Source organism: Pelovirga sp. C15f (assembly GCF_057178085.1).
In genome coordinates, this window is sequence record NZ_JBXUCV010000008.1 from 17782 (window position 1) to 43382 (window position 25601).

General features: G+C 49.3%; 19 protein-coding genes and 4 pseudogenes. 14 read left to right on the forward strand and 9 right to left on the reverse strand.

Annotation, left to right across the window (positions count from 1 at the left end; translation table 11 throughout):
- Nucleotides 1-42: 42 nt before the first annotated feature.
- Nucleotides 43-536, forward strand: a pseudogene (locus tag AC1931_RS13915) (transposase); the annotation flags it as partial.
- Nucleotides 537-555: 19 nt separating this feature from the next.
- Here AC1931_RS13915 and AC1931_RS13920 read toward each other — a convergent pair.
- A complete protein-coding gene (locus AC1931_RS13920; protein WP_483877890.1) occupies nucleotides 556-894 on the reverse strand; it encodes a helix-turn-helix domain-containing protein in 339 nt (112 codons plus the stop codon).
- A 425-nt stretch (nucleotides 895-1319) separates the two neighbouring features.
- Here AC1931_RS13920 and AC1931_RS13925 point away from each other — a divergent pair, with 425 nt between their 5' ends.
- The 4 genes and pseudogenes from AC1931_RS13925 (at nucleotide 1320) to AC1931_RS13940 (ending at nucleotide 3374) form a co-directional block, all read left to right on the forward strand.
- Entirely contained in the window at nucleotides 1320-2015 is a 696-nt protein-coding gene (locus AC1931_RS13925; RefSeq protein ID WP_483877891.1) for an aspartate/glutamate racemase family protein, read from the forward strand.
- A gap of 2 nt (nucleotides 2016-2017) precedes the next feature.
- A complete protein-coding gene (locus AC1931_RS13930) occupies nucleotides 2018-2263 on the forward strand; it encodes a hypothetical protein (RefSeq protein ID WP_483877892.1) in 246 nt (81 codons plus the stop codon).
- A gap of 12 nt (nucleotides 2264-2275) precedes the next feature.
- Nucleotides 2276-2659: pseudogene (locus AC1931_RS13935) on the forward strand (redoxin domain-containing protein); the annotation flags it as partial.
- A 118-nt stretch (nucleotides 2660-2777) separates the two neighbouring features.
- Complete coding sequence (locus AC1931_RS13940; RefSeq protein WP_483877893.1) at nucleotides 2778-3374, forward strand: histidine phosphatase family protein; 597 nt, start codon at nucleotides 2778-2780, stop codon at nucleotides 3372-3374.
- 51 nt (nucleotides 3375-3425) lie between these two features.
- Here AC1931_RS13940 and AC1931_RS13945 read toward each other — a convergent pair whose 3' ends face one another.
- Complete coding sequence (locus tag AC1931_RS13945; RefSeq protein ID WP_483877894.1) at nucleotides 3426-3737, reverse strand: hypothetical protein; 312 nt, start codon at nucleotides 3735-3737, stop codon at nucleotides 3426-3428.
- 231 nt (nucleotides 3738-3968) lie between these two features.
- On the opposite strand from AC1931_RS13945, the gene AC1931_RS13950 reads away from it, so the two are divergent.
- Nucleotides 3969-5042 (forward strand): GSU2403 family nucleotidyltransferase fold protein, encoded by a 1074-nt coding sequence (locus AC1931_RS13950; RefSeq protein ID WP_483877895.1) that lies wholly within the window; start codon nucleotides 3969-3971, stop codon nucleotides 5040-5042.
- A 265-nt stretch (nucleotides 5043-5307) separates the two neighbouring features.
- Here AC1931_RS13950 and recD2 read toward each other — a convergent pair whose 3' ends face one another.
- Together recD2 and AC1931_RS13960 are read right to left on the reverse strand one after the other, a co-directional pair.
- Nucleotides 5308-7491, reverse strand: coding sequence for an SF1B family DNA helicase RecD2 (recD2, locus tag AC1931_RS13955; protein ID WP_483877896.1), 2184 nt, complete (start codon nucleotides 7489-7491; stop codon nucleotides 5308-5310).
- Nucleotides 7491-8156, reverse strand: coding sequence for an SOS response-associated peptidase (locus tag AC1931_RS13960; protein WP_483877897.1), 666 nt, complete (start codon nucleotides 8154-8156; stop codon nucleotides 7491-7493). Before AC1931_RS13960 ends, recD2 begins: the two co-directional genes overlap by 1 nt.
- A gap of 486 nt (nucleotides 8157-8642) precedes the next feature.
- Here AC1931_RS13960 and AC1931_RS13965 point away from each other — a divergent pair, with 486 nt between their 5' ends.
- Complete coding sequence (locus AC1931_RS13965; protein ID WP_483877898.1) at nucleotides 8643-9335, forward strand: TVP38/TMEM64 family protein; 693 nt, start codon at nucleotides 8643-8645, stop codon at nucleotides 9333-9335.
- A 245-nt stretch (nucleotides 9336-9580) separates the two neighbouring features.
- Here AC1931_RS13965 and AC1931_RS13970 read toward each other — a convergent pair.
- Nucleotides 9581-10048: pseudogene (locus AC1931_RS13970) on the reverse strand (IS3 family transposase); the annotation flags it as partial.
- A 112-nt stretch (nucleotides 10049-10160) separates the two neighbouring features.
- Between AC1931_RS13970 and AC1931_RS13975 the strand changes: the two are divergent.
- Nucleotides 10161-11495, forward strand: coding sequence for an IS5 family transposase (locus AC1931_RS13975; protein WP_483877899.1), 1335 nt, complete (start codon nucleotides 10161-10163; stop codon nucleotides 11493-11495).
- Between the two features lie 26 nt (nucleotides 11496-11521).
- Here the strand turns inward: AC1931_RS13975 and AC1931_RS13980 are convergent.
- Nucleotides 11522-12219, reverse strand: a pseudogene (locus AC1931_RS13980) (IS3 family transposase); the annotation flags it as partial.
- 246 nt (nucleotides 12220-12465) lie between these two features.
- On the opposite strand from AC1931_RS13980, the gene AC1931_RS13985 reads away from it, so the two are divergent.
- Both AC1931_RS13985 and AC1931_RS13990 read left to right on the forward strand, forming a co-directional pair.
- Nucleotides 12466-13380: an alkaline phosphatase gene (locus AC1931_RS13985; protein ID WP_483877900.1), complete on the forward strand. Its 915-nt coding sequence runs from the start codon at nucleotides 12466-12468 to the stop codon at nucleotides 13378-13380.
- A gap of 75 nt (nucleotides 13381-13455) precedes the next feature.
- A complete protein-coding gene (locus AC1931_RS13990; RefSeq protein WP_483877901.1) occupies nucleotides 13456-13995 on the forward strand; it encodes an alkaline phosphatase in 540 nt (179 codons plus the stop codon).
- 248 nt (nucleotides 13996-14243) lie between these two features.
- Here AC1931_RS13990 and AC1931_RS13995 read toward each other — a convergent pair whose 3' ends face one another.
- Both AC1931_RS13995 and adh read right to left on the reverse strand, forming a co-directional pair.
- The gene (locus AC1931_RS13995) at nucleotides 14244-14603 is read right to left on the reverse strand and encodes a DUF779 domain-containing protein (RefSeq protein WP_483877902.1); all 360 of its coding nucleotides are present in this window, start codon (nucleotides 14601-14603) and stop codon (nucleotides 14244-14246) included.
- 58 nt (nucleotides 14604-14661) lie between these two features.
- The gene (gene adh / locus AC1931_RS14000; protein WP_483877903.1) at nucleotides 14662-16182 is read right to left on the reverse strand and encodes an aldehyde dehydrogenase; all 1521 of its coding nucleotides are present in this window, start codon (nucleotides 16180-16182) and stop codon (nucleotides 14662-14664) included.
- A 402-nt stretch (nucleotides 16183-16584) separates the two neighbouring features.
- Between adh and AC1931_RS14005 the strand changes: the two genes are divergently transcribed.
- A complete protein-coding gene (locus tag AC1931_RS14005; RefSeq protein ID WP_483877904.1) occupies nucleotides 16585-18549 on the forward strand; it encodes a sigma-54-dependent Fis family transcriptional regulator in 1965 nt (654 codons plus the stop codon).
- Nucleotides 18550-18826: 277 nt separating this feature from the next.
- Here AC1931_RS14005 and AC1931_RS14010 read toward each other — a convergent pair whose 3' ends face one another.
- Nucleotides 18827-19498, reverse strand: coding sequence for a nucleotidyl cyclase domain-containing protein (locus tag AC1931_RS14010; RefSeq protein ID WP_483877905.1), 672 nt, complete (start codon nucleotides 19496-19498; stop codon nucleotides 18827-18829).
- Between the two features lie 406 nt (nucleotides 19499-19904).
- Between AC1931_RS14010 and AC1931_RS14015 the strand changes: the two genes are divergently transcribed.
- The 3 genes from AC1931_RS14015 to AC1931_RS14025 all read left to right on the forward strand — a co-directional run bounded on the left by AC1931_RS14015 (nucleotide 19905) and on the right by AC1931_RS14025 (nucleotide 25275).
- Nucleotides 19905-20159 carry a hypothetical protein gene (locus AC1931_RS14015; protein ID WP_483877906.1) on the forward strand — a complete coding sequence of 85 codons (255 nt, stop codon included), beginning with the start codon at nucleotides 19905-19907 and terminating at the stop codon, nucleotides 20157-20159.
- A gap of 411 nt (nucleotides 20160-20570) precedes the next feature.
- Nucleotides 20571-21920, forward strand: a complete 1350-nt coding sequence (locus AC1931_RS14020) for a sigma-54-dependent transcriptional regulator (protein ID WP_483877907.1) — start codon at nucleotides 20571-20573, stop codon at nucleotides 21918-21920.
- Between the two features lie 37 nt (nucleotides 21921-21957).
- Nucleotides 21958-25275, forward strand: coding sequence for a PAS domain S-box protein (locus AC1931_RS14025; protein ID WP_483877908.1), 3318 nt, complete (start codon nucleotides 21958-21960; stop codon nucleotides 25273-25275).
- Nucleotides 25276-25601: the final 326 nt, after the last annotated feature.

Genomic DNA, 25601 nt, shown 5'->3' on the forward strand with positions numbered 1-25601 from the left:
AACTCGCCGGATCTTAAAACTCCCCGCGAAGGTGAAGCTTCCATGAGTGATAAGTTTCGTCAAGTCGACCGGGAAACCCTTTTTCTGCTGCCGCCGTCCATGGACGATTGGCTGCCAGATGGGCATCTGGCCCGCCTTGTTGTCGAAATCGTCAGTCAACTTGATCTGAAAACAATCAAGGCAGTTTGCAGAGGATGTGACTTCAAAAACTTCATCCTGAGATGTTGCTGGCACTTCTTTTTTACGGCTATTCAACCGGTGTTTTCTCCAGCCGCAAAATGGAGCAAGCTACTTATGACTCGGTGGCCTTTCGCTACATCGCTGCCAACGACCATCCTGATCACGATACCATCGCCACCTTCCGTAAGCGCTTTCTCCCGCTCTTAGGTCCGCTGTTCGTACACATTCTACTGATTGCCCAACAGATGGGCTGTTTAAAACTCGGCAAGGTTAGCCTTGATGGCACCAAGATCAAAGCCAATGCCTCCAAGCATCGTGCTTTGAGCTGGAAATATGCCAATCAGCTTGAAACCCAAGATAGAGTCACTTTGTCCACTACTCATGGGATTTTTCCTTAGACTGAGTCTTTTTTGGCGCCCGTTTTCTGTAGGGCAGAGCCTCATCCTGGAGTCGCCGTCCTACCACATCTTCCTTGGCAATCAAGCCCAGATCATCCACCATCCCAAGAACGCGCAGCACCTGTACATAAATTCCCATGGCTACAGACGGACAACCTTTCTCTACTTTGTAAAGGGTGGGACGTGAGATGTCCGCCCGGGCACAGACCGTCTCCATTGAGAAACGGCGGCGCAGGCGCGCATCTTTGAGACGTTGTCCTAATGCTTCAAGTTCTTTTGCCGAAGAAGGATACAGTGTCACGCTTTTTTTGTTCATAGTGATAATTATTATTTACATATAGAGCTATAATGTCAATTTAAATTAACCCTAAGGTTGATCTCCAGCAATGTTGTGTTCGCCGCAGAAGGCGTGGTAAGAAAAACTTGTACACAGTCTCCGTTGATAACCATGTGTGTTGATGTTGATGGAATCCGCTAAGTCAATGGGGTTGCGTTTGTTTGTCGTGTTTGCCCAAATAAATGTCAAGTTGCAGGGAATTTGTTTTTGACCTGAAGATACCCTGAAAAGAAAAGTATAAATACGTTGCTGGGCGGATGAAGAAATAATGTTGTTAACTGGCTGATGTAGTCTTGCTTTGGTTGCTTCCTGGTTCGCTCCCAAAGTAAGTAATCGTCTGTTTGGCGGCGACCATGGCCGTCATGGAGGAGAGTCGATGCAAGAGGACAACTCGGAGATTGTCGATGAAAACAATTGGACTCATCGGAGGGATGAGTTGGGAGTCTACCCAGCTGTATTACCGGCTGATCAACCACATGGTAAGGGACGAACTGGGCGGGTTGCATTCAGCCAGGCTTGTCCTCTACAGCGTTGACTTTGCCGAAATTGAAGCTCTGCAGCATCAGGGAAATTGGAAGGCAACGGCAATGATCCTGGCCTCAGCAGGCCGTGCGCTTGAATCGGCAGGGGCAGACTTTCTCGTTCTCTGCACGAACACAATGCACAAAGTTGCCCCTCAGATTGAGCAGGCCGTCAATATTCCCCTCCTTCATATTGGCGATGCGACGGCCAGCGTGCTTAAAAAAGATGGAATAACCTGTGTCGGACTGCTGGGAACCAGATTTACCATGGAGGAGGCATTTTACTGCGACCGTCTCAGGGAACATGGCCTCCAGATTATTGTGCCTGATGCTCACCAACGAGCTGGTATTCATGCTGTGATTTATAACGAATTGTGCCGGGGTGAAATCAAACCTGAATCAAAAGCCTTCTATCTGGGGGTGGTCACATCATTAGCAACACGCGGCGCTCAAGGTGTTATCCTGGGGTGCACCGAGATTGGCTTATTGATTCAGGGCTCGGATACAGAAGTCCAGCTTTATGACACGACAGAAATCCATGCGCAGCAGGCGGTCCAGTTGGCGCTAGGGAGGAGTTAACCATGCTTAAAGAACAACTTGAAAAGCTTAAAGAGACTGCGGCCCAAAAAATCTCACCTGAAAATATGAAAAAAATGCTCCATTCCCGTGTGGCAGTGGAGAACTCCGGTATTCTTGCCAGGGCCATTCGACCGGGAGAAAAGATGCCCGATTTTTCACTAGAGGATGCCCAGGGAAGATCTGTTTTACTCAAGGAGTTGCGGGCACGAGGACCCGTGCTGATCACTCTGTATCGGGGAGTTTGGTGACCTTACTGCAATGCGGAGCTGGAAGCTCTGCAGCAGACATTGCCACAGGTAGAAGAGACCGGTGCAACCCTGGTGGCCATCTCCCCCATGCTGCCCAAATATGCCGGTCCCCTGGTCAGCAAGTTGGGGCTGACCTATCCGCTGCTGAGTGATCCTGGTGGCTCCTATCTGGACCAATTACGGGTGATGTTCGATCTGCCCGAAGATCTCATAGAGATCTATCGTGGCTTCGGCATCGATCTGGAGCGCTTCAATGGGGATAACCGCTGGCGATTGCCTCTGGTTGGCAGGATTGTGGTCGATACGGATGGAGTTATCCAGAATGCTGACTTTTTTGCCGATCACACCGAACGCGTTGAGCCGGAGATGTCGGTTGCACAGTTACGAAAACTCTAGCCTTCAGACTTGGTTCTCCTGTGTTCTGTTTATGGCTTAAGCGGCTACCCTAGGTGTTTTTTACGTGGATCTTCTCTACAATGGAAGCATATTTGCTAACACCATCGGGAGCATGATCATGACCAATGCATCATTGTTCTGGCGTTGTCTCTTAACAATTCTGGCTCTGGTTTGCTTGCTGGGCTGGACGACGCCACTGAGCGCAGATGCAACGGAAGAAGCGCTCTGGACTGCGCTCGGTACGGGTGAGGCCGTGGCGCTGATCCGCCATGCTCTGGCTCCCGGTACGGGCGACCCGGCCGGCTTCAAGCTGGATGATTGCGCGACCCAGCGAAATCTGTCGGAAGAGGGGAGGCGTCAGGCGCGTCAGATCGGCAATACGTTCCGCGAGAACGGCATAACCAGCGCGCACGTATGGTCAAGTCGTTGGTGCCGCAGCCTGGAAACGGCACGGTTACTGGAACTGGGATCGGTGGAACCCTTACCGTCCCTGGATTCTTTTTTTAACCAGCCTGGTCGTGGTCCTGCACAGACCGCCACGCTGCGAGAGTTTCTCAGCCGTCCATATCAAGGGCCACCGCGCGTGCTGGTCACCCATCAGGTCAATATCACCGGCTTGACGGGTGTCGTGCCCCGCTCTGGCGAAATCGTCGTAGTTCAACCGACATCAGAGGGTGCCATACGGGTTATGGGGCGTTTGGTACCAGGCAGCTAGCAAATGCAATACATAGGATCGGAGGCGGTGTGAAGTCTTCCGGTGGGACGGTTATATTGATTGTCGTGGCCCTGGCACTGATTGTTGCCATGGCAATAACATTGTGGCTGGGCGGTTCCCGCAGTCGCCACGGTTATGGTGTCCTGCCGCCGAAGGGAATTCACTGGTTGGGTCAGGGCATGTGTCTGTGCCGGGATAAAATAAAAAGTCCCCCTGTTTTTCCTGCTCATGGGGCAGGGGCAGATGCCCCTGGCTGATGCGGTGGGCATTGACGATAATCTTTGAAGCGGCGGCCTGGCTGCAGATCTCGGTCAGACTTACGGTCGAGATGACGTCTGAGGTGATCATGTCTCCGAGCATCATGCCCGGACCCACTGAGATGGTAAGTGTTAAGAGGTTTACCTAAGGTGTTCATCTTCAGAACATGTACCATTTCGAGAGGCTCTCTGTTTTTTTATACATAGTCACACCGCAATCAATTTTCAGCAGGCGATCACCATTCCATCTAACAGCTAAAATCGCCCTTTGACAACAGCATCTTGTCTGGTTATACTCGCCTTATAGTTAAGGCGAGTATAACCAGAGGATGTTGAGATGCCAAGAATCCCGCTAGAAACACAAACTTTATATGCAGAACTGCTGGAGCAACTGGCGATTCTTGAGGCCCAGAGGTCTATTGGAAGCCTTACGGGAGGATTTACCCTTAAGAAGATCAAAGGGGAGAGCTACGTGTACTTTCAATACTTCTCGCCTGGTGGAAGTCGGCAGCAAAAGTATGTCGGAAAACTTACGCCAGTCTTGCAGTCAATAATTGGCCAGCACCAGCAGGAAAAGGAACTTTATCAAGCAGACCTGCAAAGTATCCATCGACTCAGCGCTCAAGTCAGTGTCGGCGGTGCCATTACAATTCCCCATGCCCCGTTCAGAGTCCTTCAGTCTTTGGCAGACTCTGGGGTGTTTAGAATGGGAGGCGTCCTTGTCGGAACTCATGCTTTTGCAACGATTGGCAATATGTTGGGTTACCGGTGGGAGAGTGCGGGCATGATGACCCACGATATTGATATCAGCATTGATCGCAATCTGTCAGTTGCTATCCCATCCCTTCCGAACACAGACATCCCTGAAACGCTGGAGCAACTTAAAATGGGCTTTTTCCCGGTCCCGGAACTTAACCCCAAAAATCCGTCGACCTCGTACAAGGTTCGTAATAGCCCACTGCGCCTTGACCTGTTGACACCATCTAGCGGCAGGGGTGAGGACTATAAGTCGGTTCCGATCAAGCAACTGCAGGCTGCGGCTCAAGCTCTTCACTATCTCGACTACCTCATTGAAGGCTCGATGCAAGCGGTAGCTCTGTCGCGGAAAGCTGGCTCTCTTGTTAACGTGCCGGACCCAGCAAGGTTTGCCCTCCACAAATTAATTATCTCCCAAGAAAGGCCGGCGATAGAGCACGCTAAGAGAAACAAGGACTATCGACAAGCATCTTTACTGATAGACCTCTTGATTGAGGAACGCCCCAACGACCTTCAATCTGCCTGGTCAGCACTAAAAAAGCATGGAGAATCCTGGACGAGAAAGGCTTTGAAGGGCTATCAGGCTGCGTTGCGCAACTCACCCTTTGCCCCGGCATTGAGTCTGGAGGATTTTCTTCAGAGTGTTGACGCTTGACATCTTTCATGTCCTGAAGAGCCGGGGGTTTGTCGCGATTCTTGGTGCTCACTGAGTTTGAGTGGAGAAGCTAGGCTCAGACGGCACTGTTTTTACCGCTCAAGGCGCGACGACGATGATGGTTCACACCTTTTGTTGATAACCGGACGATTCTCTGTTGACAGTCAAGGCTAAGCTGGCACCGCAGCACCGGTTTGTCCTTGTTGCCATTATTTTGATCAGCAAGATGCCATCTGGGTAGCCATGGGGCTTCATGCTCGAAGGATCACTCTGCTGGTTGATTCAACATCTGTTGCAGACCGGTCAGTCTGCGGGTCACATTGCGGTTCCTGATGGCCATGCCCAACGCTTTTTTCTGTCCAATCATCACCACCAGTTGTTTTCCCCGGGTCACGCCGGTATAGACCAGATTGCGCTGCAGCAGGGTGTAGTGCTGCATGGCTAAAGGAATGACCACGGCCGGATATTCCGAGCCCTGACTTTTGTGGATCGAGGTGGCATAGGCCAGGGCCACTTCATCAAGCTCTCCAAACTCATAGGGAATCAGCCGCCCGTCATAATCGACCGTTAGTTCTCCCTCCTCCATATCGATTGCGATGATGGTACCGATATCGCCGTTAAACACCTCCTTGTCGTAGTTATTGACCATCTGGATGATCTTGTCGTTTGGTGAGAAGGTGGTGCCGAAACGGGTGACCTTGGGTTCGGAGGCGCCATTGAGTTGTTGTTGTAAGTCCAGGTTCAGCGACCGGGCACCGAGACCGCCACGGTTCATCGGGGTCAGTACCTGGATGTCCCTCACCGGGTTTAGGCCAAAACGTTTGGGAATCCGCTGCGTCACAGTGCGCAGCAAAATCGCGTGAATTTCTTCCGGTGTCTCTGCCGGGATAAAATAGAAGTCTCCCGGTTTGTCCTGCTCATGGGGCAGGGGCATCTGTCCCTGGTTGATACGGTGGGCGTTGACAATAATCTTTGACGCGGCGGCCTGGCGGAAGATCTCCGTCAAACGGACGGTTGGGATGACTTGCGAGGCGATCATGTCTTCGAGAATCATGCCGGGCCCCACGGAAGGGAGTTGATCCACATCACCCACCATGATCAGGGCCGCCGTTTCTGGAATCGCCGCCAACAAGCGATTCATCAGCACCACATCCACCATGGAGGATTCATCCAGGATCACCAGTCGGGTTTCCAGCGGATTATCCCGTCCCCGTTTAAAACCAAAAATGCTGGGATCAAACTCCAGGGTCCGGTGGATGGTTTTGGCTTCCAGGCCGGTTGATTCCGTCAGGCGTTTGGCCGCCCGTCCGGTGGGGGCACAGAGGGTGGTGGGAATGCGCTTGGCCTTAAGGATTTTGAGAATACTGTTGACCAGGGTGGTCTTGCCGACCCCGGGACCACCGGTGATGATGGTGACCTTGCTGGATAACGCCAGACAAATCGCTTCCTGTTGTGATGTCGACAGGGTAAGACCGGTTTGTTCCTGCACCCAGGGCAGGGCCTTAGCCGTGTCGATCTGTCCCCAAGGCGGTTTGCCCTGCAGCAAACGGTGCAGATGCTCCGCCACCCCGGATTCGGCTCGGTACAGGGGGGTCAGATAGAGACAGTCAACCGCGTTGATCTGGCGGGCGATCAGTTGCTCTTCCGCTACTTCAAGGGCGACAGCTTCCTCGATCACCGTAATCGGAATCTCCAGTAAGGCAGCGGCATCAGCGATCAGTTTCTCCCGGGCACAGGCGCAGTGACCGTCACCGGAGAGTTCCTGCAACACATGCCGCACCCCGGCCTGGGCGCGGATCAGGGAGTCAGGAGGAATACCAAGTTTCTGGGCCAGGATATCAGCGGTCTTGAAACCGATGCCGTGGATATCCAGGGCCAGCCGGTAGGGGTTTTCCGTGACCTTGGCGATGGCCTCTTCTTTGTAGGTTTTGAAGATACGCACGGCGCGTGCGGTACCTAGCCCATGGGACTGCAAAAACACCATGATCTCGCGGATGACCTTCTGGTCGGCCCAGGCCCCGCTGATCCGCTCCATCCGTTTTTTGCCGATACCAGGCAGTTGCAGCAAGTAGTCTGGTGTCTCTTCTATCACGGTAAAGACCTCTTCACCGTAAGCCTCTACCAGCGCCCCGGCAAAGTGGGGTCCGATGCCTTTGACCATCCCCGATCCCAGATATTTCTGAATCCCTTCCAGGGTGGTGGGAGGCACGATCTGCAACTGTTTGGTTTTGAACTGCAACCCATGGGTGCGGTCGTTGTGCCAGACCCCGGTGCACTCAACATATTCCCCGGCGCTGACAGACGCTGCCGAGCCAACCACCGTGACCAGATCGCGCTGACCACGGACCTTGACCTGGAGAACACAAAACCCCGACTCCTGCGCATGGAAGGTTACCCGTTCAATGGACCCGGCCAGACGCTCCAGGGGATTGTCGGGATGGTGCGCCATCAGCTCAGCGGTTCCAGACAGTCGGGGCTGTCATGACGCGGGTTGTTGATCAGAGTGGAGATCGGGATCAACTGAAGGAGGTCGGAGGGGAAAGGGGCGTAAAGTGCTTCAAGCTGTTTTGCCTCGGTAATCTGCCGATCCAGCCAATGGTCGTACTCAGACGCAGACAGAATCACCGGCATCCGGTCGTGAATCTTCGCGACCAGTGTGTTGGCCGAGGTGGTCAGGATGCTACAACTGTCGATTGTCCCTTCCGGTCCCTTCCAGGTGTCCCAGATCCCGGCGAAGGCGAGGGGTGCGGCATCTTTTCGATGAATGTACCAAGGCTGTTTGCTGCCGTTTTCTTGCGACCACTCAATAAAGCCTGAGGCGGGAATCAAACAGCGGCGATAGCGAATGGGGTTACGGAAAGACGGCTTTTCATGGGCAGTCTCACTGCGCGCGTTAATCATTTTGTTGCCGATGGCAGGGTCTTTAGCCCAGTGGGGGATCAGCCCCCAGCGCAGCATTCCAGCGTAGCGGGACCCACCACCATTCTGACGAATCACCAGCACATTTTGGGTCGGAGCAATGTTGTAGCGCGAAGCGATTGAAGGAACATCCTCGACGCCAAAGCTCTGCTGGATTTGGTCCGTGGTTGTGGTGAGTACGAAGCGTCCGCACATGGTTAGGCGCCTTATTTTGTGAAAAAGGGAGCTACCCGCCTTTACCGGGGGACCCTTAACAATTGACAGTTCCGGAAATAATTGAAAGCCTCCCATCTGTGAACCGCTCAAGGTTCTCAGAAAAAGAGGCTTCCGTTGGTCAACATACAAAGTTTATGTTATTCGCCTTGGGGCTGCAAGTACCATCTCGTCTGGATACAGAAGTGTCGTTGAAAGATGCTTTATGGTCGAATTCGCCAACACGGTAGAACGCAGAAATCTGTCACAGTTTCAACGTCTCCAGAAAGGATTTGCACGTGCTCTTGCATCACTGCTGTAAGAACAATCAGTTTTTCTCTACTTCTGCCTCCTGTAAAAAAACATTAACATATAGCGTATAAACATATACAAACATATGTATTTGCAAATTCTTTGCTTTCACCGATACTTGATCGGCAGGCAGTAAGCCTTTGTTAGGTCTCGGAATATTGAAAGGAAGCTGGTGTAATGCGCTTCAAGGCACGATATCTCATTGTTTTTATAAGTGTCTTAGCCTTTTTTGTCTTCCAGATATTTGATCTCCAGCAGTATTTTTCACTAGAATCTCTAAAAGCACAACACTCCAATCTTCTCGACCTTCACCACAGATATCCAATTCTGACCCTGGCCATCTTCTTTTTGCTCATGATGTTACTGACCGCTTTGTCGATCCCGGGACTGTCAGTGGTTATCCTTGCAGGAGGTGCGGTATTCAGTTTTCCCCTGACCCTTCTAGTAGTCTCCTTTGCCGATGTCATTGGGTCCATCTTTGCGTTCCTCGGGTCACGTTATTTCTTTGGCTTCCATCTCCAGAAAAAATACTCCAATAAATTAGATATATTAAATCAGGGGATCACGCGAGATGGGGCTTACTATCTTTTGTCTCTGCGACTGATACCGATAGTTCCCTGCTTTATGATCAACCTGATGTTTGGCCTCACACACATCCGCATCAGAACCTTTTATTGGACAACTCAAGTCGGCAAGCTACCCCATAATGCAATCTATGCCAACGCGGGTACCCAACTTGGACAAACAGATTCACTTATTGGAATCCTGTCTCCAGAACTATTGATCTCTTTCGTTCTGATTGGTTTATTTCCTTTACTTGCTAAAAGATGGTTGGCTCAGACACCAGAACCAAAAGTCTATACAAAATAATGGAGGGTTTCTTGAAATTTTTTTGAGCCGAAGCTGTGATTACTTAACCCGTCTTGTTTTTTGACAATTCTATGGTTGATATCCGGAATGTCAGAATGTACGCCTGGAATCACGTTCGTTACCGTTGCTTCGTATATCCTGCATACAGATCCAATTGCTATCGATTTCAACCACGGTTCCTCCTCTTCTCTCCACAATTGTCTGATTAACAATAATGACGTTCCCCCGGTTGAGTAGACACCGGGCTAAGCTACAAGTTTGAAATAGGTCGCCTCAAAATCGGCCGGGCTTTTATAATCCAAAGTCGAGTGAAGACGACGGCGGTTATAGAATCGTTCGATGTATTCAAAGATACTTTGTCGAGCATGGAAGCGGGTCGGATATTTCTGATGAAATACCAGCTCCTGCTTCAAACTACCAAAGAAACTTTCAACAGGGGCGTTGTCCCAACAATCGCCCTTGCGGCTCATGCTACAGAGCATGCCATGCTTGGCCAACAGATTCTGAAAGTCGCTGCTGGCATATTGTGAGCCGCGGTCAGAATGAAAGATGACTCCTGATGGTGGTCTGCGCCTTTGCACTGCCATCATCAGGGCATTCATAACCAATTGCCGGGTCATTCGTTTATCCATGGCCCAGCCAACAACCGACCTGGAAAAAAGGTCGAGGATCACGGCCAGATAGAGCCAGCCTTCAGTGGTCCAGATGTACGTAGTCGATCGTTCTTAACTTTTAAGTAATTGATTTTGCTTATATAAATGTTTAATCTATAGTATAGTGTTTTGCAAGAAAAGGAACTTCTCACCCTCATTTTCTGGCAAAACGATGCGACCTAAAAAACCGAAAACACAACCTCAGGACCAACTGTTTCAGATCAGGGTGAACCTTGTTTGCGACCCGACCAACCCCTTGGTCAAACTGGCCGACCGAATCGACTGGGATGATCTGGATGAACAATTTGCTCCGCTGTACGCTGAAGACGGTCGTCCGGCAAATGCTACACGGATGATGATCGGTCTTACTCTGCTACAGAGCCTCTACGCTTTAAGCGAAGATGAGGTTGTTGGCCGCTGGTCAGAAAATCCGTACTGGCAGTATCTGTGCGGCGAAACCTTTTTTCAGCATCAGCCTCCCATTGCCCGCAGTGGTTTGAGTAAATGGCGTGCACGGATCAAAAGCAAAGGGATGGAAGCTCTGTTACAGCAAACCCTCGCTGTCGGTCTTGTCACCGGGGCCGTGAAAGACACCAGCCTCAAACGAGTTAGTGTCGATACCACCGTACAACCCAAAGCAGTAGCTCATCCAACCGATGCCAAACTGCTCAACCGTAGTCGGGAGCGCCTGGTCCGGTTGGCGAAAAAAGAAGGAATTGACCTGCGCCAGAGTTATCAGCGCAAAGGCCCCCAGGCCGTTCTGAAAGCCGGTCGCTATGCCCACGCCCGCCAGATGAGACGCTTGGGCAAAGAAGTCAAACGCTTGCGGACTTACCTTGGTCGAACTGTCCGCGATATTCAACGCAAAGCTGAGGGTTTATCGATACCCCTCAAAACAGAACTCGAATTGGCAAACCGTCTTCTAGCGCAGCAACGGCATGACAAAAACAAGCTCTACAGCCTGCATGAGCCCCATGTGGCCTGTATCAGCAAAGGCAAGGCCCACAAGAAGTACGAGTTCGGCAACAAGGTCAGCTTCTGCGTCACCAACAAAGAAGGGTTTATCATCGGCGCCCAGGGGCTCGAAGGCAACCCCTACGATGGTCACACCCTTAAAGGAACGCTTGACCAGGTCACAGAATTAGCCGGCACGCGGCCGGATCGCTGCTACGTTGATCGCGGTTACCGTGGCCATGGCGTGACGGATACACAGGTTTTTCTCTCCGGTCAGCGGCGCAACATGACACCAACGATCAAAAAGGAACTGAAGCGTCGCAGTGCCATAGAAGCCGTCATCGGCCACCAGAAAACAGAAGGTCAACTGGGCTGGAACCGATTACGCGGCATCCTTGGCGATAAAATCAACGCCCTGATGGCCGCAATCGGTTACAACCTCAGGCTGATCTTGAGAGCCTTGAGCTTTCTACTTCAAATTTTAAAAGAGCTGGTAGCCACAATATCCGTCAGGTTGGATCAGCAAACAAAAAACGCTATTACTTCAGCCTGAGATTCGGGCTTTGGAGCTATCGACTACGTAATGTCGCCTGCATAAACCTGATTAGGTGCTTCCGGGGAGAAGTTCCGATTTAGTAGGTTCGGGGCGACCGGCAAATTATGCTTCGAGTTAGTGGTCGCCTTGAAACGCCGCTTTGTTTTCGCTTTCAGGCCATCTTCTCGCATCAGGCGGGCAATGCGATTTTCACTGCAGGTTTCTCCCTGCTTTTTGAGCGCCTGATAAACACAGGGGCTACCGTAAGACTCCCCGCTGTTGCGATGGACGGTGCGGATCTTCTTGCGCAGCGTGTTGTTTGACTGCTTCTGCTTGGATTCGGGGCTCTTTCGCCAAGCATAGTAGCCGCTGCGTGAGACCGACAGCACCTCGCACATGACCGAGATGGGAAATTCCGTTTGGAGTTGCTGCATGAAACGGAAAATCACTTCGGGTCGTTGGAGAAGATGGCCATCGCTTTTTTTAAAATGTCGCGCTCCATTTTAAGGCGCTGAACTTCGCGCCTGAGCCGACTCAGTTCTTCAGCCTCAGAGGCTTGCTTCCCTTTGCCGGGAAAAGCCTCTTCGGGATTTTCACTGTACAGGTGAATCCACTTATAAAGTGTGTTGGGGTGGATCTCCAGATCTTTGGCCACCTCCGACACGGAATGATCGCTGCCGGTTACCAAACGAACCGTCTCGATCTTGAACTCACGGGAATAACGTTTTCTCTTCGAAACCATGCCAGTCCTCCTTGTGCTGTTGTAGCAGCTTTTCGGACTGTCCACAATTTCGGGGGAAGGTCATAATAAAATAATTATTACACACTTCTTTAACAGCCAAATTATTGATTATCAACGTCGGTTCTGTTGAGTTCCGACCTCCTGATCATGAACCTGGTGCGACGTTTGTACGGCCGACATTCCTGGCACCATCTTTCATGATCTGACACATGTTATTACCAATCAGACAAGCGAAAGGACATCATCATGTTTCGTAACATTCACCGATCCGTAAAAGCCTCTTTGAGTGTCGTACTTATTGTTGCTATGATTTCTGGATGTGGCAACAGCTCATCTTCAAATGACGACACCGGCCTTCCTCTGCCGAAAAACGTTTTTCTGATGGTCTCCGACGGTACCTCATTCGGAGCCTGGGATGCCACCGCGTTGTTTCAGTATGGCTCAGCTACGGGAGCTGACTATTTCGACGCTGAATTCAGTAAGTATCTGATGACGACCTACCCCCTCAATACCTCGTCCGTACCCACCGGCGGTCTGACGGAGGAGGTCAGTTACGACCCGGATCAGGCATGGGGACTCGCCTCCTACAACGCTGCCGACAGTTACATTCACCAGAATTACACCGATTCCGCCGCTGCCGGGACCGCATTGAGTACCGGCCGAAAAACCTACAACAATGCCATGAACTGGAGTAACGATCCGGCAACAACGGGCTCTGAACTGGTGCCGACCATCGCCGAACTGGCAAAAGAAAACGGCAAAGTCGTCGGGACGATTTCCTACGTTCAGTGGTCCCATGCAACTCCGGCAGCACTGAGCAATGCCCACAATATCAGCAGAAACAACTATGCCGAAATCGCCAATATGATACTCGACGGTGACGTTGTCGATGTCATCATGGGTGCCGGCCATCCCCGATGGGACAATAATGATACCCAACTTTACGCCGCTTATGACGACCCTGCCATCGATGACGCCAGAGCTCACTACGTCGGTGGTCGCAACACCTGGATTCAACTCAAAGAGGGAACTCATGCCGGCAATCTTGCGCTTGTTGAAACCAATAACGATTTCGCTGCTCTCGCCCAGGGCGATTTGAGCGTGCTCAACGGTCGCAATCGGGTCGTCGGCATTACCCAGGCAGGATCAACCCTGCAGTAAAGCTGATCCGGCTATGCCGTAACAGATACCCCCTACAGCGATCCCTACAATACCAATGTACCCAGCCTTTAAACCATGACTAATGCGGCATTGAGTGTATTGAGCCAACTTGACCAGGGGGAAGGAATGTTCCTGCATATCGAAGGGGGGGCAGTCGACTGGGCCGCTCACGGCAATCAGACTTCACGCATCATTGAAGAACAGGCCGATTTCAATCTGGCGGTCGCTGCAGTAACTGACTGGATCGAGGTAAACGGCGGATGGGAGGAGAACCTACTGATCATCCTGACCGACCACGGCAACTCAATGCCCATGGGGACAGCGTCTGATACGGTTCCTCATGCACGTATTTCCTTCAATGACATTTTCGAAGGACAGTACACGACGGAAAACCAGCAGGGAGTTCGTTGGTGGAGTGGCACCCATACCAATGAATTGGTACCGCTGTTCGCCAGGGGAATCGGGGTTGACTATTTTGCTGACCTGGTCGATGGTACGGAAAGCAATTTCTGTGTTTACTATGCCGATTGGTGTGATACCGGTTACGATGGGCGCTACGTTGATAACACCGATGTTTATTCGGTAATGGAAAGAGCGGTTGGCGGGGCACAATAAAAACTCTCCCTTCTGCAAGGATATTTCGGATGCGGGCGGTTTAGCAGAATACCGCCCGCATGTTTAGTCTTCCAATAATATAGAACTCATATAGATCTGGTTTGGTGGTCAATTCAACACCCAACCATAGCAAAGTGATACGGAGCAACGTCATCAGCGTTACACCGTGATCAAGCTTTAACCACAAGGTTTTCACGGCTTGACGCTGTACCGTTTCTGGTTTTTGTACTGCGTTGGGAGGTCCCTGATTAGTTTACGTCAGGCCGGCTGCATATTTCGGATCGGGTCAGAAAACGCATTCCTTCCGACCCTTCCAGAGAAAACATGCCACCACGGCCAGGGATAGCATCAATGACAAGTTGGGTATGCTTCCAGGTTTCATATTGATCGCCACCGATATAAAAAGGGCAGCCACCAATTTCACCGAGAAGGATATCATTTTCTCCCAGTAACAACTCGCCTTCCTGATAACACATGGGAGCGCTGCCTTCGCAGCATCCGCCGGACTGGTGGAACATCAGCATTCCGTACTTTGCTTTTAACCTTTCAATCAGTTTGAGGGCGGCGGGAGTTGCCAGAACTTTTTTCTCTTCCGTATTTTTCTCCATTTTCTAAGACCCTGTTCACGGGATGAGGGCTCGCAGTTGCGAGCCCTCATCTGGCCAATCAGAAGAAACCGAGGGCTTTTGGTGAATAGCTCACCAACAGGTTTTTGGTATGCTGGTAATGGTCAAGCATCATGCGATGGGTTTCGCGGCCTATCCCAGATTGCTTGTAGCCTCCGAAAGCGGCATGGGCTGGATAGAGGTGATAACAGTTGGTCCAAATCCGGCCAGCCATGATGTTACGACCCATACGATATGCAGTGTTCATATCGCGCGACCAGACTCCCGCCCCCAGTCCGTAGAGTGTATCATTCGCAATTTCAAGAGCCTCGGCCTCATCCTTAAAGGTTGTTACAGATAGAACCGGGCCAAAAATTTCTTCCTGGAAGATGCGCATCCTGTTGTTGCCACGAAAAACTGTCGGGTTGATATAGTACCCGTCTTTGAGATCTCCTTCAAAATGAGTGCGTTTGCCGCCGATCAGCAACTCAGCACCCTCTTTTCCAGCCAGATCGATATATGAGAGGATTTTTTCCAGTTGTTCCGAAGAAGCCTGGGAGCCGATCATAGTGTCGGTATCAAGAGGGTGCCCCTGGGTGATGGCAGCAACTCGGGCAATAGCTTTTTCAATGAATTCATCGTAGATCGATTCCTGGATCAAAGCGCGTGATGGACAAGTGCAGACCTCACCTTGGTTGAGGGCGAACATGGCAAAACCTTCGAGGGCTTTGTCATAAAAATCATCATTGTCAGCGCAGACATCAGCAAAGAAAATGTTCGGGGATTTTCCACCCAGTTCCAGGGTGACCGGGATCAAGTTTTGTGAAGCATACTGCATAATCAGTCTTCCGGTCGTGGTTTCACCGGTAAAGGCAATCTTGTCGATGCGTTTGCTGGTTGCCAGGGGTTTGCCGGCTTCGAGGCCGAATCCGTTGACGACATTGAGGACACCTGGCGGCAGGACATCTGCGATCAGATCCATCAATACCATGATGGAGGCTGGAGTTTGCTCGGCCGGCTTGAGGACGATGCAGTTGCCCGCTGCGAGGGCCGGAGCGATCTTCCAGGCTGCCATCAGGACAGGGAAATTCCAGGGAATGATCTGACCGACAACACCAAGCGGTTCATGAAAATGATAGGCAACAGTGGTTTCATCCAACTCCCCCAGGCTGCCTTCCTGAGCGCGAATGCAACTGGCGAAATAACGGAAATGATCAACAGCCAGAGGCATGTCCGCCGCCAGGGTCTCTCGAACGGGTTTTCCATTGTCCCAGGTTTCAGCGACGGCCAGGGCTTCCAGATTGGCCTCCATGATATCGGCAATCTTATTCAACAGTGCGGCGCGTTCAGCAACCGTTGTTTTACCCCAGGCTGTTCTGGCGGCATGGGCGGCGTCCAGTGCCAAATCGATATCCGCCGCTTTGGAACGGGCGATTTCACAAAAAGGCAGTCCAGTGACCGGTGAAATATTCTGGAAATAGTCACCATCAACTGGTGCGGTCCATTTTCCGTTGATAAAATTGTCGTAACGCTGACGAAACTCAACCTTGCAACCTGCCTGTCCTGGTGCTGTGTACAGCATGTTTTCCTCCCTTGTCTTGTTAGGTTGTGGACACTTCAAAAAAGAGACGTTAATGCTTCAGACAGCAGGGATCGTGCCATTATCTATAACAACGTTTTACTTATTGTCACTTGATAAGAAGAGTCCTTGTGTTGACGCGGTTTTGTGGACAGATAAAACATATACATGTCTATTTTCCGTCCCCCAAATAATTTCAATAAGCTTCATACTCATTGATATCAAAGAAAAAAAATCTAAACTGTTTCATCATGGGACATTTGTGTAGAGCGATATGGTTTAAATTGAAACAGTTTCTTTAAAAAATCTGGTGGCCAGTGGCCAGCTCAAAAAAGTGCTTGAGGATTTCTTGCTGCACGGGTAGTCTGTCAAAATATAACAATATTTGAAGGCTGATTGGTTGTTATGGAACTAATAGCTGAAAATGAAATGGTTCAGCAGGCTCGCAGGTGTTTTTTTGACGGGGTGCCTGCGCCGACCGGTCTTGTTTCAGATACAATTCTCAATTCATGGAAACGATCCCGTGCTCACGGTATTGCAGTTGAGCAGGATCCTGCTGATGTGCCGGTTTTGTCTGCAGTGACGCTGAATGAAGTTCAGCAGGCCGGAAGCACTCTGACGGCAATTGCCGGTCAGGTCATGGATCATCTGTACAGTCAGATTCGTCAAACCTCAAGCATGATCTTGCTGACGAATGCCACTGGCACCATTCTGCATTCCCTTGGCGATAATGATTTTGTCGACAAGGCCCGCCGGGTTTCACTACAACCAGGAGGGATCTGGTCTGAGGAGGTACGTGGGACAAATGCCATCGGTACCTGTCTGATTGAACAGTCCCCGGTGGTTGTCCACCGTGAAGAGCATTTTGCTGTCAGCAACCATTTTCTGACCTGTTCGGCAACCCCCATCTTTGATCCTTTCGGTCATATTCTGGGAGTTCTTGATGTTTCCGGCGACGGCGCAGCGTATCAACAGCACACAATGGCGTTGGTACGTATTTCCGCCCAGCAGATCGAGAACACGATGTTTTCTCTGGATTTTGACGACAGTCTGACCATCCACTTTCATTCCCACCCACACTTTATCGGGACTTTTTATGAAGGAATTATCGTTTTTAACGTTACTGGAGAGCTAGTGGCGGCAAACCGCAGCGCTTTGCTACAACTTGATCTCGATCGCTACCGCATCCAGGGATCCGTATTCGAGCAATTCTTCGATTGTCCCTTTGACCGTCTGCCAGGGTGCAGCAACAAGCCGATTCAGCCAGTTTTTGAACTGTTCGGGCCGGAAGGTCGCCGTTTTTATGCCCGCATTCGACAGCGTACCCGCCATTCTAAGCAGGTTAATACTGTTATGAGTGGCCTCTGTGCCGAGATCGATGCGGATCGTGTAAGTAAGAACAACTGTCAAAAACTAGAACGTCTTTCGTTAGGTGATACACGGATGACAAAAGCCATTCGTCAATCAGCTAAAGCTTTGAGCCATGATATTCCAATACTGATTGAGGGAGAATCCGGTACCGGTAAAGAACTTTTGGCTCGGGCTCTGCACGATTGTAGTCCGCGCGCCAAAGGCCCCTTTGTCGCTCTCAACTGCGCAGCGATTCCCTCCGGACTGATAGAGTCTGAGTTGTTCGGCTATCGTGATGGTGCATTTACCGGGGCTAGCCGGAAAGGGTACGTGGGAAAAATCCGTCAAGCCGATGGAGGTATTCTGTTTCTTGATGAAATTGGTGATATGCCTCTTGAACTACAGGCCATGCTGCTACGCGTGTTACAGGAGCGCAAGGTTTCCCCATTGGGGGGAGATGGTGAGCGGGCGGTCGATATCGGTCTGATATGCGCCACTAATCGGAACATCAGTGAGGATGTCAAATCGGGGCGTTTCCGCGAAGATCTTTACTATCGCCTCAACGGCTTAAGAGTGCGTCTTCCACCCTTGCGACAACGCAGCGATCGTCTGTTGCTGGCTGAACAACTGCTGAATGAATTGCAGCCGCAGGATCGACAACTGCAGCTAAGCCAATCTGTTATCGATCTTTTTGATAGACATCCCTGGCCCGGTAATATCCGCCAAATGTACGGTCTGTTGCGGACCGCATGCGCGCTATTGGATACGCATGAGACTCTGCTGGGTATTGAGCATTTGTCGGAAGACTTCCTGGAACAGATTGATTCTTTGTCTCTCGATGATTTCAGTGATGTTGAACCTTCAGCATCAGGTTCTCCCGTTGACATCTTTGCCGATCTTGAAGAATTGCAACAGCAGGCCATTCAAGATGCTATCAAACTATGTAAAGGAAACTTTTCTGCCGCTGCCCGGCGTCTAGGGATCAGCCGTTCGACCCTTTACCGCAAGCTGAAGGGATGAGCATACAAATTTGTTTGTTGATATAAAGATGTGTCAGTCGAACTGATAGATTTCTTTTCCCGGCTTTTTCTTTTCATCAGGGATTTTCTGCGACAGCAGACAACCAGGTACAGACTGGCCGGCAAGAAAAAATGAACGAATAATCTTAAGAAAAAAGCAGGGACCGTTATGCACCCACCAGGGTAACAGGATCGCGCCGGCTCCAGAAAAGCAGGCTGGAGTCTTTCTGTCACGAATGCTGGCTGGCAGGCCAGTAGTCTATTAAGCTCACATTCAACTACATGGAATCCTGCGGAGTAGGCGCCACATCGGTGTTGACAACAACTCCCCCAGTCATTCTGCTTTGATTGAGGGCTACGCCGGCAATAGTGAACATGTCTTCCAGCGACTGATTGTCAACCACTTCGGAAAAGTACCCGATACCAATATTCACATTGAGAACCGAGTAAACACTTTTGCTAGGGTAGGGAATAGTCAGCCCTTTGATGCTTTTTAAGAAGCTATCCGTTGTTCTGGTGATGGAACTGAGCGTGGTTTGTTGTGACAGAATGACATAAAGACCGTTTTCATAGCTCACTAATGATTTTATAGAGTTATCCAGAGATCGCAAAAGTGAGTCGCTGATAATTTTGTTTGTTTGCTGGATTGTCTTATTATTGAATAAAGATGATATTTTTTCAAAATTATTAATTTCTATCAACGTTATTGACAAAGGAGACAGGCTGCTGATCTTCAGGCTGGGGTGAAGGTTGTTGTCCCGCCTTTGAGAGGAACTCTTTTCACCTGTGTTTTTTCCGATCGTCTGTTTTTTGGGTTGGTCCAGTAATGAAATGACATCTTTAAGAGCTGACCCTTCAAGGATAGAATCGTTTTCTCCCTTTTGAATATTGTCAATCAGGTTATTAAAAGTACTTGAATGCCTGTTTGTTTCCGTCATTATGTTAAGCATGATCACTCCCTTGTCTTTGACCGATTTCCTTGATCAGCCTCCACCTATTTAACAGCAAAAACCAATCCAATCTTTTATAAAATGGCACTATATTTTTCTGTTACGCTGCTAACTATTTGAAATAAGACGAGATTATTTCAATCAGACAGGGATGGTGCCGATCTCCATTTGAAGTTTAATTCGATGTAAGTGATCGATGCTGTTTCATTGTGCAAGAGTGGTTGGGTCCCGGACTTTTATTTTGATTCCCTTGAGTGTTTTGTTTTTTTGTGTCATGACAATTTATTATTAACTTCAGGGACTTAACTAGTTTGGGCAGGATGGAATGCTTTATGCTTGAAGTTGCTTTGCTTCGCTGTAACAGGAGCTTTGTTCGGAAATTGCGATACCGAAGGGACAGCAATCAGTGGATAAATCATTGATGCAGATTTCTGCCGACCGATCATGGCCGGAACCGTCTAACCAGACAGATGGTTTCATCACAGACTGCGTGATTGATGGTTATTGTGAACATCAGGACTATATTGATGTAGACATTGTGACCAGTGAAAATAACATGCCCTCTTGCGTGGCTATCGCTTCTTCCGGCCGAGGGAAAAGTGTGTATTGTGTTTTTCAACCAGGGATAGTCAGCGGCACGATTGTTGACTTGTATGTTTAGAAATCAATTTGCTTGTTGATCACGATGAAGAACAACTGACAGAACTTGTATCGCTATAACACTAATTCCTCTGTCGCTACACTTTCATAATGAAGGTCGGCCAGCCATCATTATGATAGCAACGCGCACTAGCTTGACACACCTTTCCATACAAAAGCCCGAATATAACTCATTTATTAAATAAACACTATTGGCACGTTTTTAGCTGTGAAAAAAGCCAGAGGTTGTTTAGCGCAGCTTTGAATCTTATTCGCTGGCAAGGCAGCCAAATATTCACCTTCAATTTGATGCAGTCTCCATTCCAAATCACTGGACGGTCACAATGCTGTTTTGCGAATGAGCATCCTTGAGGAGCGTTGGCACTGCCACACAGGTTGTCATTCTGTTCAGTCACTTAGCCGAGAGGGCCATATGCCATTTTCATTGATGATCGTTGACGATGATCCGAGCCTGATTTCTTCAGTAAAGAGATTATTTCATAAGGACGGTATAGAAATTCATGCGGCCAAAGATGGGCAGCAGGCATTAAGTGCTCTGGAAAAGTTCAGAATCGACACTGCCGTTGTCGATTTGAAAATGCCTGGTATGAGCGGCATGGATGTTCTCAGGGAAATAAGGCAGCGTTCAACGATGACCAGGGTTCTCATGCTCACCGGACATGGGGGAGTATCGGATGCGGTCGAAGCGATGCAGATCGGTGCCTATGATTTTTTGCAGAAACCATTTTGTCCTGAGGGCTTACGTGAAAAAATATTTGCCCAGATTGAAGTCTGGAAAGCTCAGTGCCAACAGGAGCAAAGGTTTGAAAAGATAAAGAAAACCTTTTCCTTTGTTGATCTTATTGGCGAAAGCCCTGCCATGATTGAATTGAAGGAGCTGGTTGTCAGGGTGGGTGCGTCTGATGTTTCGGTGGTGATTGAAGGAGAGAGTGGAACAGGAAAAGAGCTGGTTGCCCAGGCTCTGCACGTCCACAGTAACCGTAAATCCAGGGAAATGGTGGCTGTTGATTGTGCGTCGATGGGCGAAACACTCATGCAAAGCGAGCTGTTCGGGCATACAAAAGGAGCTTTTACCGGGGCATTGTCTGAAAACCGGGGGTTATTGCGCAGTGCTGATAAAAGTTCCTTGTTTCTGGACGAAATTGGTGAAATGGATCTCTCGTTGCAAGCCCGGTTACTACGTTGTCTTCAGGAAAAATCTGTACGTCCGGTCGGTAGTAACCGAACGTACGACATTGATATTCGCGTTATTTCTGCAACGAACAGAAACCTTATTGAAGCTGTTGCAAACAATCAGTTCCGTGAAGATCTTTACTATCGGCTCAATACTGTACTTATCCAGTTACCCCCACTGCGCGAACGGCAAGATGATATTCCCCTTCTGATAGACTATTTCACGAAGAAATACAGCAGGAAAATCGATCTGAAAAAGCGTATATCCAAAGAAGCCTTGCACTGTTTATGTCACTACCACTGGCCCGGCAACGTCCGTGAACTTGCCAACGTCATTGCCCGGGCCCTGGTCATAAGTTCCGGAGACGAGATTACCCCGGCCATGCTACCGAATGAAATATATCGGGCTGCTGATCCGCTACAAGATAAAGTTGTTCAAACCAACGGTGACCGGCTCGACGACTACGAAAAGGCAGCAATTATCAATGCGCTGAAAAAATCCAATCAGGTCAAATTTCATGCAGCAAAACTCCTGGAGATCGGTGAAGCCACCTTGTACCGCAAACTTCGCAAGCACGGTTTGTTCTAGCCGATAACAGGTTTTTGTAGAGGTCCAAAGAAATATCATGAAACAAAAAATACTTGTTCTTGTTTCGGTTTTTATATTGCTGGTTCTTATCTGGTCCCTGCTGGGGGTCAACTATAGGCTCCATTTATCCCTGCATCAGCAGTTTTTTGATCGTGTCCAGATGCAGGTTGATGAGCGAGGATTCGGAATTCAGTTTTATTTCGAAGAGCTCAATCGTGGGTTGCATCAGATCGCGATTGACACTGAAATCGTCGATTATCTCCAACAATACAATACAACTGCGACCTCCGGTGGCATCAGCAGTAGCGGGATCACGGTTAATCTCCTCCCTGAAAAAGTTGCTCCCCCGCTAAGTTGGACTCTCAAGGCGTCATCTCATCCGGACTATCGTGCCTTGTCATTGCTTTCATCAAAAGGTGACCTTCTGGCGGGAGATGCGCTGTCCACCATCCAGGTAGGCCGGGTTCTTGAGTTCTCCTCTTCTGATATGGATTCGATGATTTTTGATAACGATGTGTTGATCGTCAGGGTACTTTTTGCGGATGAGTTGCTCGGATATCTTGTCGCTACGGTTTCATACGATCAGCTATATCACTATCATACTGGTGTAGTGATGGATGGTTGTCTGATCTTCAATGGAGATCGTCTGGTCTTTCCTCTGGCTGACACTGTTTCTTCATCCAGCGGGTCATTGAGCCTGTTTCGTGAGTCCACCCGAAACAAACGCTTGCGCTTAGAGGGTGATGATCGTATCAGCCGGCTTGTGAGCCATATCGGTGACTATCGAAGTCCTGCGATATTTTATGCTGATATAAAAAACACGCCCCTGACCCTGGCTCACATTGAAGACATGGCTGAGCATTTTAATAACCACAAACCGGCCCTCATGCTGACTGTTTTGCTTGTTGCTTCGGTGTCCATTGTGTTTTTTGCGTTACAGATGGTGCGCAGCAACACCCGTAATAGTGTGATGAGAGAGGTATTGGATCAGCAAATCAACGAACAGAAAAAACTTGATTCGGCATTGGCCCAGCGCGATTTCGTGATCAGGGAAACCGAGATAGGCACATGGTCCTGGGATGTGACCACGGGAAAGATCGAAGTCAATGAAATATGGTCAAAGATGCTGGGTTACAGTTTGTCCGAGATCGATAACCAGCTCTCCTTCTGGCAAGAACGTCTTCATCCCGACGATCAGGAACGGGTCCTGGCAGCAATAAATGATGTACTTGAAGGACGCACGGACCACTATCGTACCGAGCACCGTGTCAGACACCGAGACGGCAGCTGGTTGTGGATTCGGGATGTCGGATCAGTTTACCAGTACAATCGCCAGGGAGAGCCGCTGGTCATTAAGGGAATTCACATCAATATCAACGAAATTCGCATCCTGTGTTACGAACTTGATAAAAGCCGAAATGAACTGCTCCAAATTGTCGATCGGTTTCTTGACAGCATGATTGTAGTTGACTCTCAACTAAAGATTAGCAGAGTCAATGAAGCGACAGCATCGCTGCTCGAATTCTCAGCTGCTGATCTGATTGGGCGATACGTTGGGGAGCTTTTTGTTGAGCCTGATCTGCTGGTCGACACCTATTTTGGTTTTCCCAACCATCCCGAACATCAGGATAAGCAAGAGTGGCGCAATATAGAGCTGACGCTGTGCTCAGCCAGCGGTAAGCGTCATCCCGTTTCCATCAATATCAGCCGCCTAAACGATGACAGTGGGCGGCCAACGGGAGTGGTTGCCGGAGCCAAGGATATTTCTTCACTGAAGCATGCATTGGATAAATCAAGAAAACAACAAAAATTCATCAGCGAAATTCTCAATATTTTACCCGGCGGGGTGCTGGTTCTCAGTAGCGGTTTTGATTTGCGGCAGCGTAATCGGACCTTCGAACGTTTGATCGAAGATTGGTCTGCGACCTATGGGATAGATCCGCATGACTTGCGTCATCGGGTCCTTGCCGAGATATCGTCCCGCATGGACGAATTCGGTAAGAATATGCCCGGTAAAAATGTGGTCTACATTCCCCTGGCCGAGGCCGGATTATACATTGAAATCTACGTTTCCCAGGCGGCGACCAGGCACCACGCCGGCAGGGTGGTTTTTATAATTGATGTTACGTCCCGGGAGATACTGGAACAAGAAAAATTACTTCATTCAACCGTGATACGGCAAATCAGTGACGGCATTATCGTGACGGATATACGTGGTGTAATTCAGTATGGTAACAAGGCTGTTCAGCAAATCTCCGGATATTCATTGTCGGAACTGGTTGGTCAGCGGATGTCGCTATTTAAAAGCGGGCATCATGATCTCACTTTTTATGACTCCCTCTGGAACCAATTACTAGCCGGCAATTCCTGGGAAGGGGAAATAAAAAATATTTCCAAAGATAGGAAGATTCTTAACATCGACAGCTCAATTACACCGGTACGAAATACTGAAGGGGAAATCACTAATTATGTATCTGTCTGGCGTGACCGTACTAAGGAGTTGGACTTACGTCGGCAATTGGTCCATTCGCAGAAATTCCAGGCTGTAGGGACCCTCGCTGCAGGAATCGCTCATGAGATCAATACCCCAATTCAATATATTCGGCATAATGTCGATTTTATGAAGGAGTCATTTGATCAGCTGGTCGGCGTTCTGGATAGAGTTAATCTGCTGGTAGATCAGTGCTGCATATCCAACAATCAGGATGTGTGCCTTGCAATTGCTGAAAAATTGAATAAAGCCGATCTGGAGTTTTTGCTTAAAGAGTTGCCCGAGTCCATTGCTGATTCACTAAAAGGCATCAATCAGATCACTAAAATTGTCACAGCAATGAAAGAGTTTTGTCACCCGGGCAAGGGGAGTCTAAAAGAATCCTGCGATATTAATAAAACAATAAAGAATGCCGTTACCATTACGCAAAATGAATGGAAATACGCTGCGACCGTCGAGCTCGAACTCGATCCAGATCTACCGCTTATTTATTGCTATCCCGACGCCATTCAGCAGGCAGTTCTGAACCTGATCATCAACAGTGCCCAGGCCATCAGTGAACAAAATAAAGCAGGTTCGGAGCAGTTTGGCCGCATTGATATCACAACCGCAACAATCAACGGGAGCATACGGATTCTCGTCAAGGATAATGGACGGGGAATCCCTGCCGAACATCAACATCAGATTTTTGAACCCTTTTTTACAACGAAAGAGATCGGTAAAGGGACAGGTCAGGGACTTGCAATAGCTTATGATCTGATTGTCAATAAGCATTGCGGACGGATCGACTATATCCCTTCAGCCGGTCCCGGTGCGACTTTCGAGATCCAGCTGCCATTGCAAAAATCTGACATTGCAGTCTAGCTTCGCCAGCTTGTCCCTTCCGGGATAGCTGCCAGGGATCTTTCTTTCTTTTAACGATGCCAGGACTTTCATAATGAAAGTCACAGGCCAGTTGTTCACTGTTGAAATGAAACAATTTCCATGGTGCAATCTGGTAAAACGTATGGCCACTTCCCGTCTTAATCTGCTCCCATCCGTAACGTACTGATAAAAAAGATAAAAGTAAAGCGAGCAACATTGCCAGAGTTGGCATGTATTATGCTTTGCTATTGGATTTAGTAGTCAGGCATCGTTGCGGCAATAACTTAAATTTTTTGGTTGCTGTGTCAGAATACCGTATATGTGAA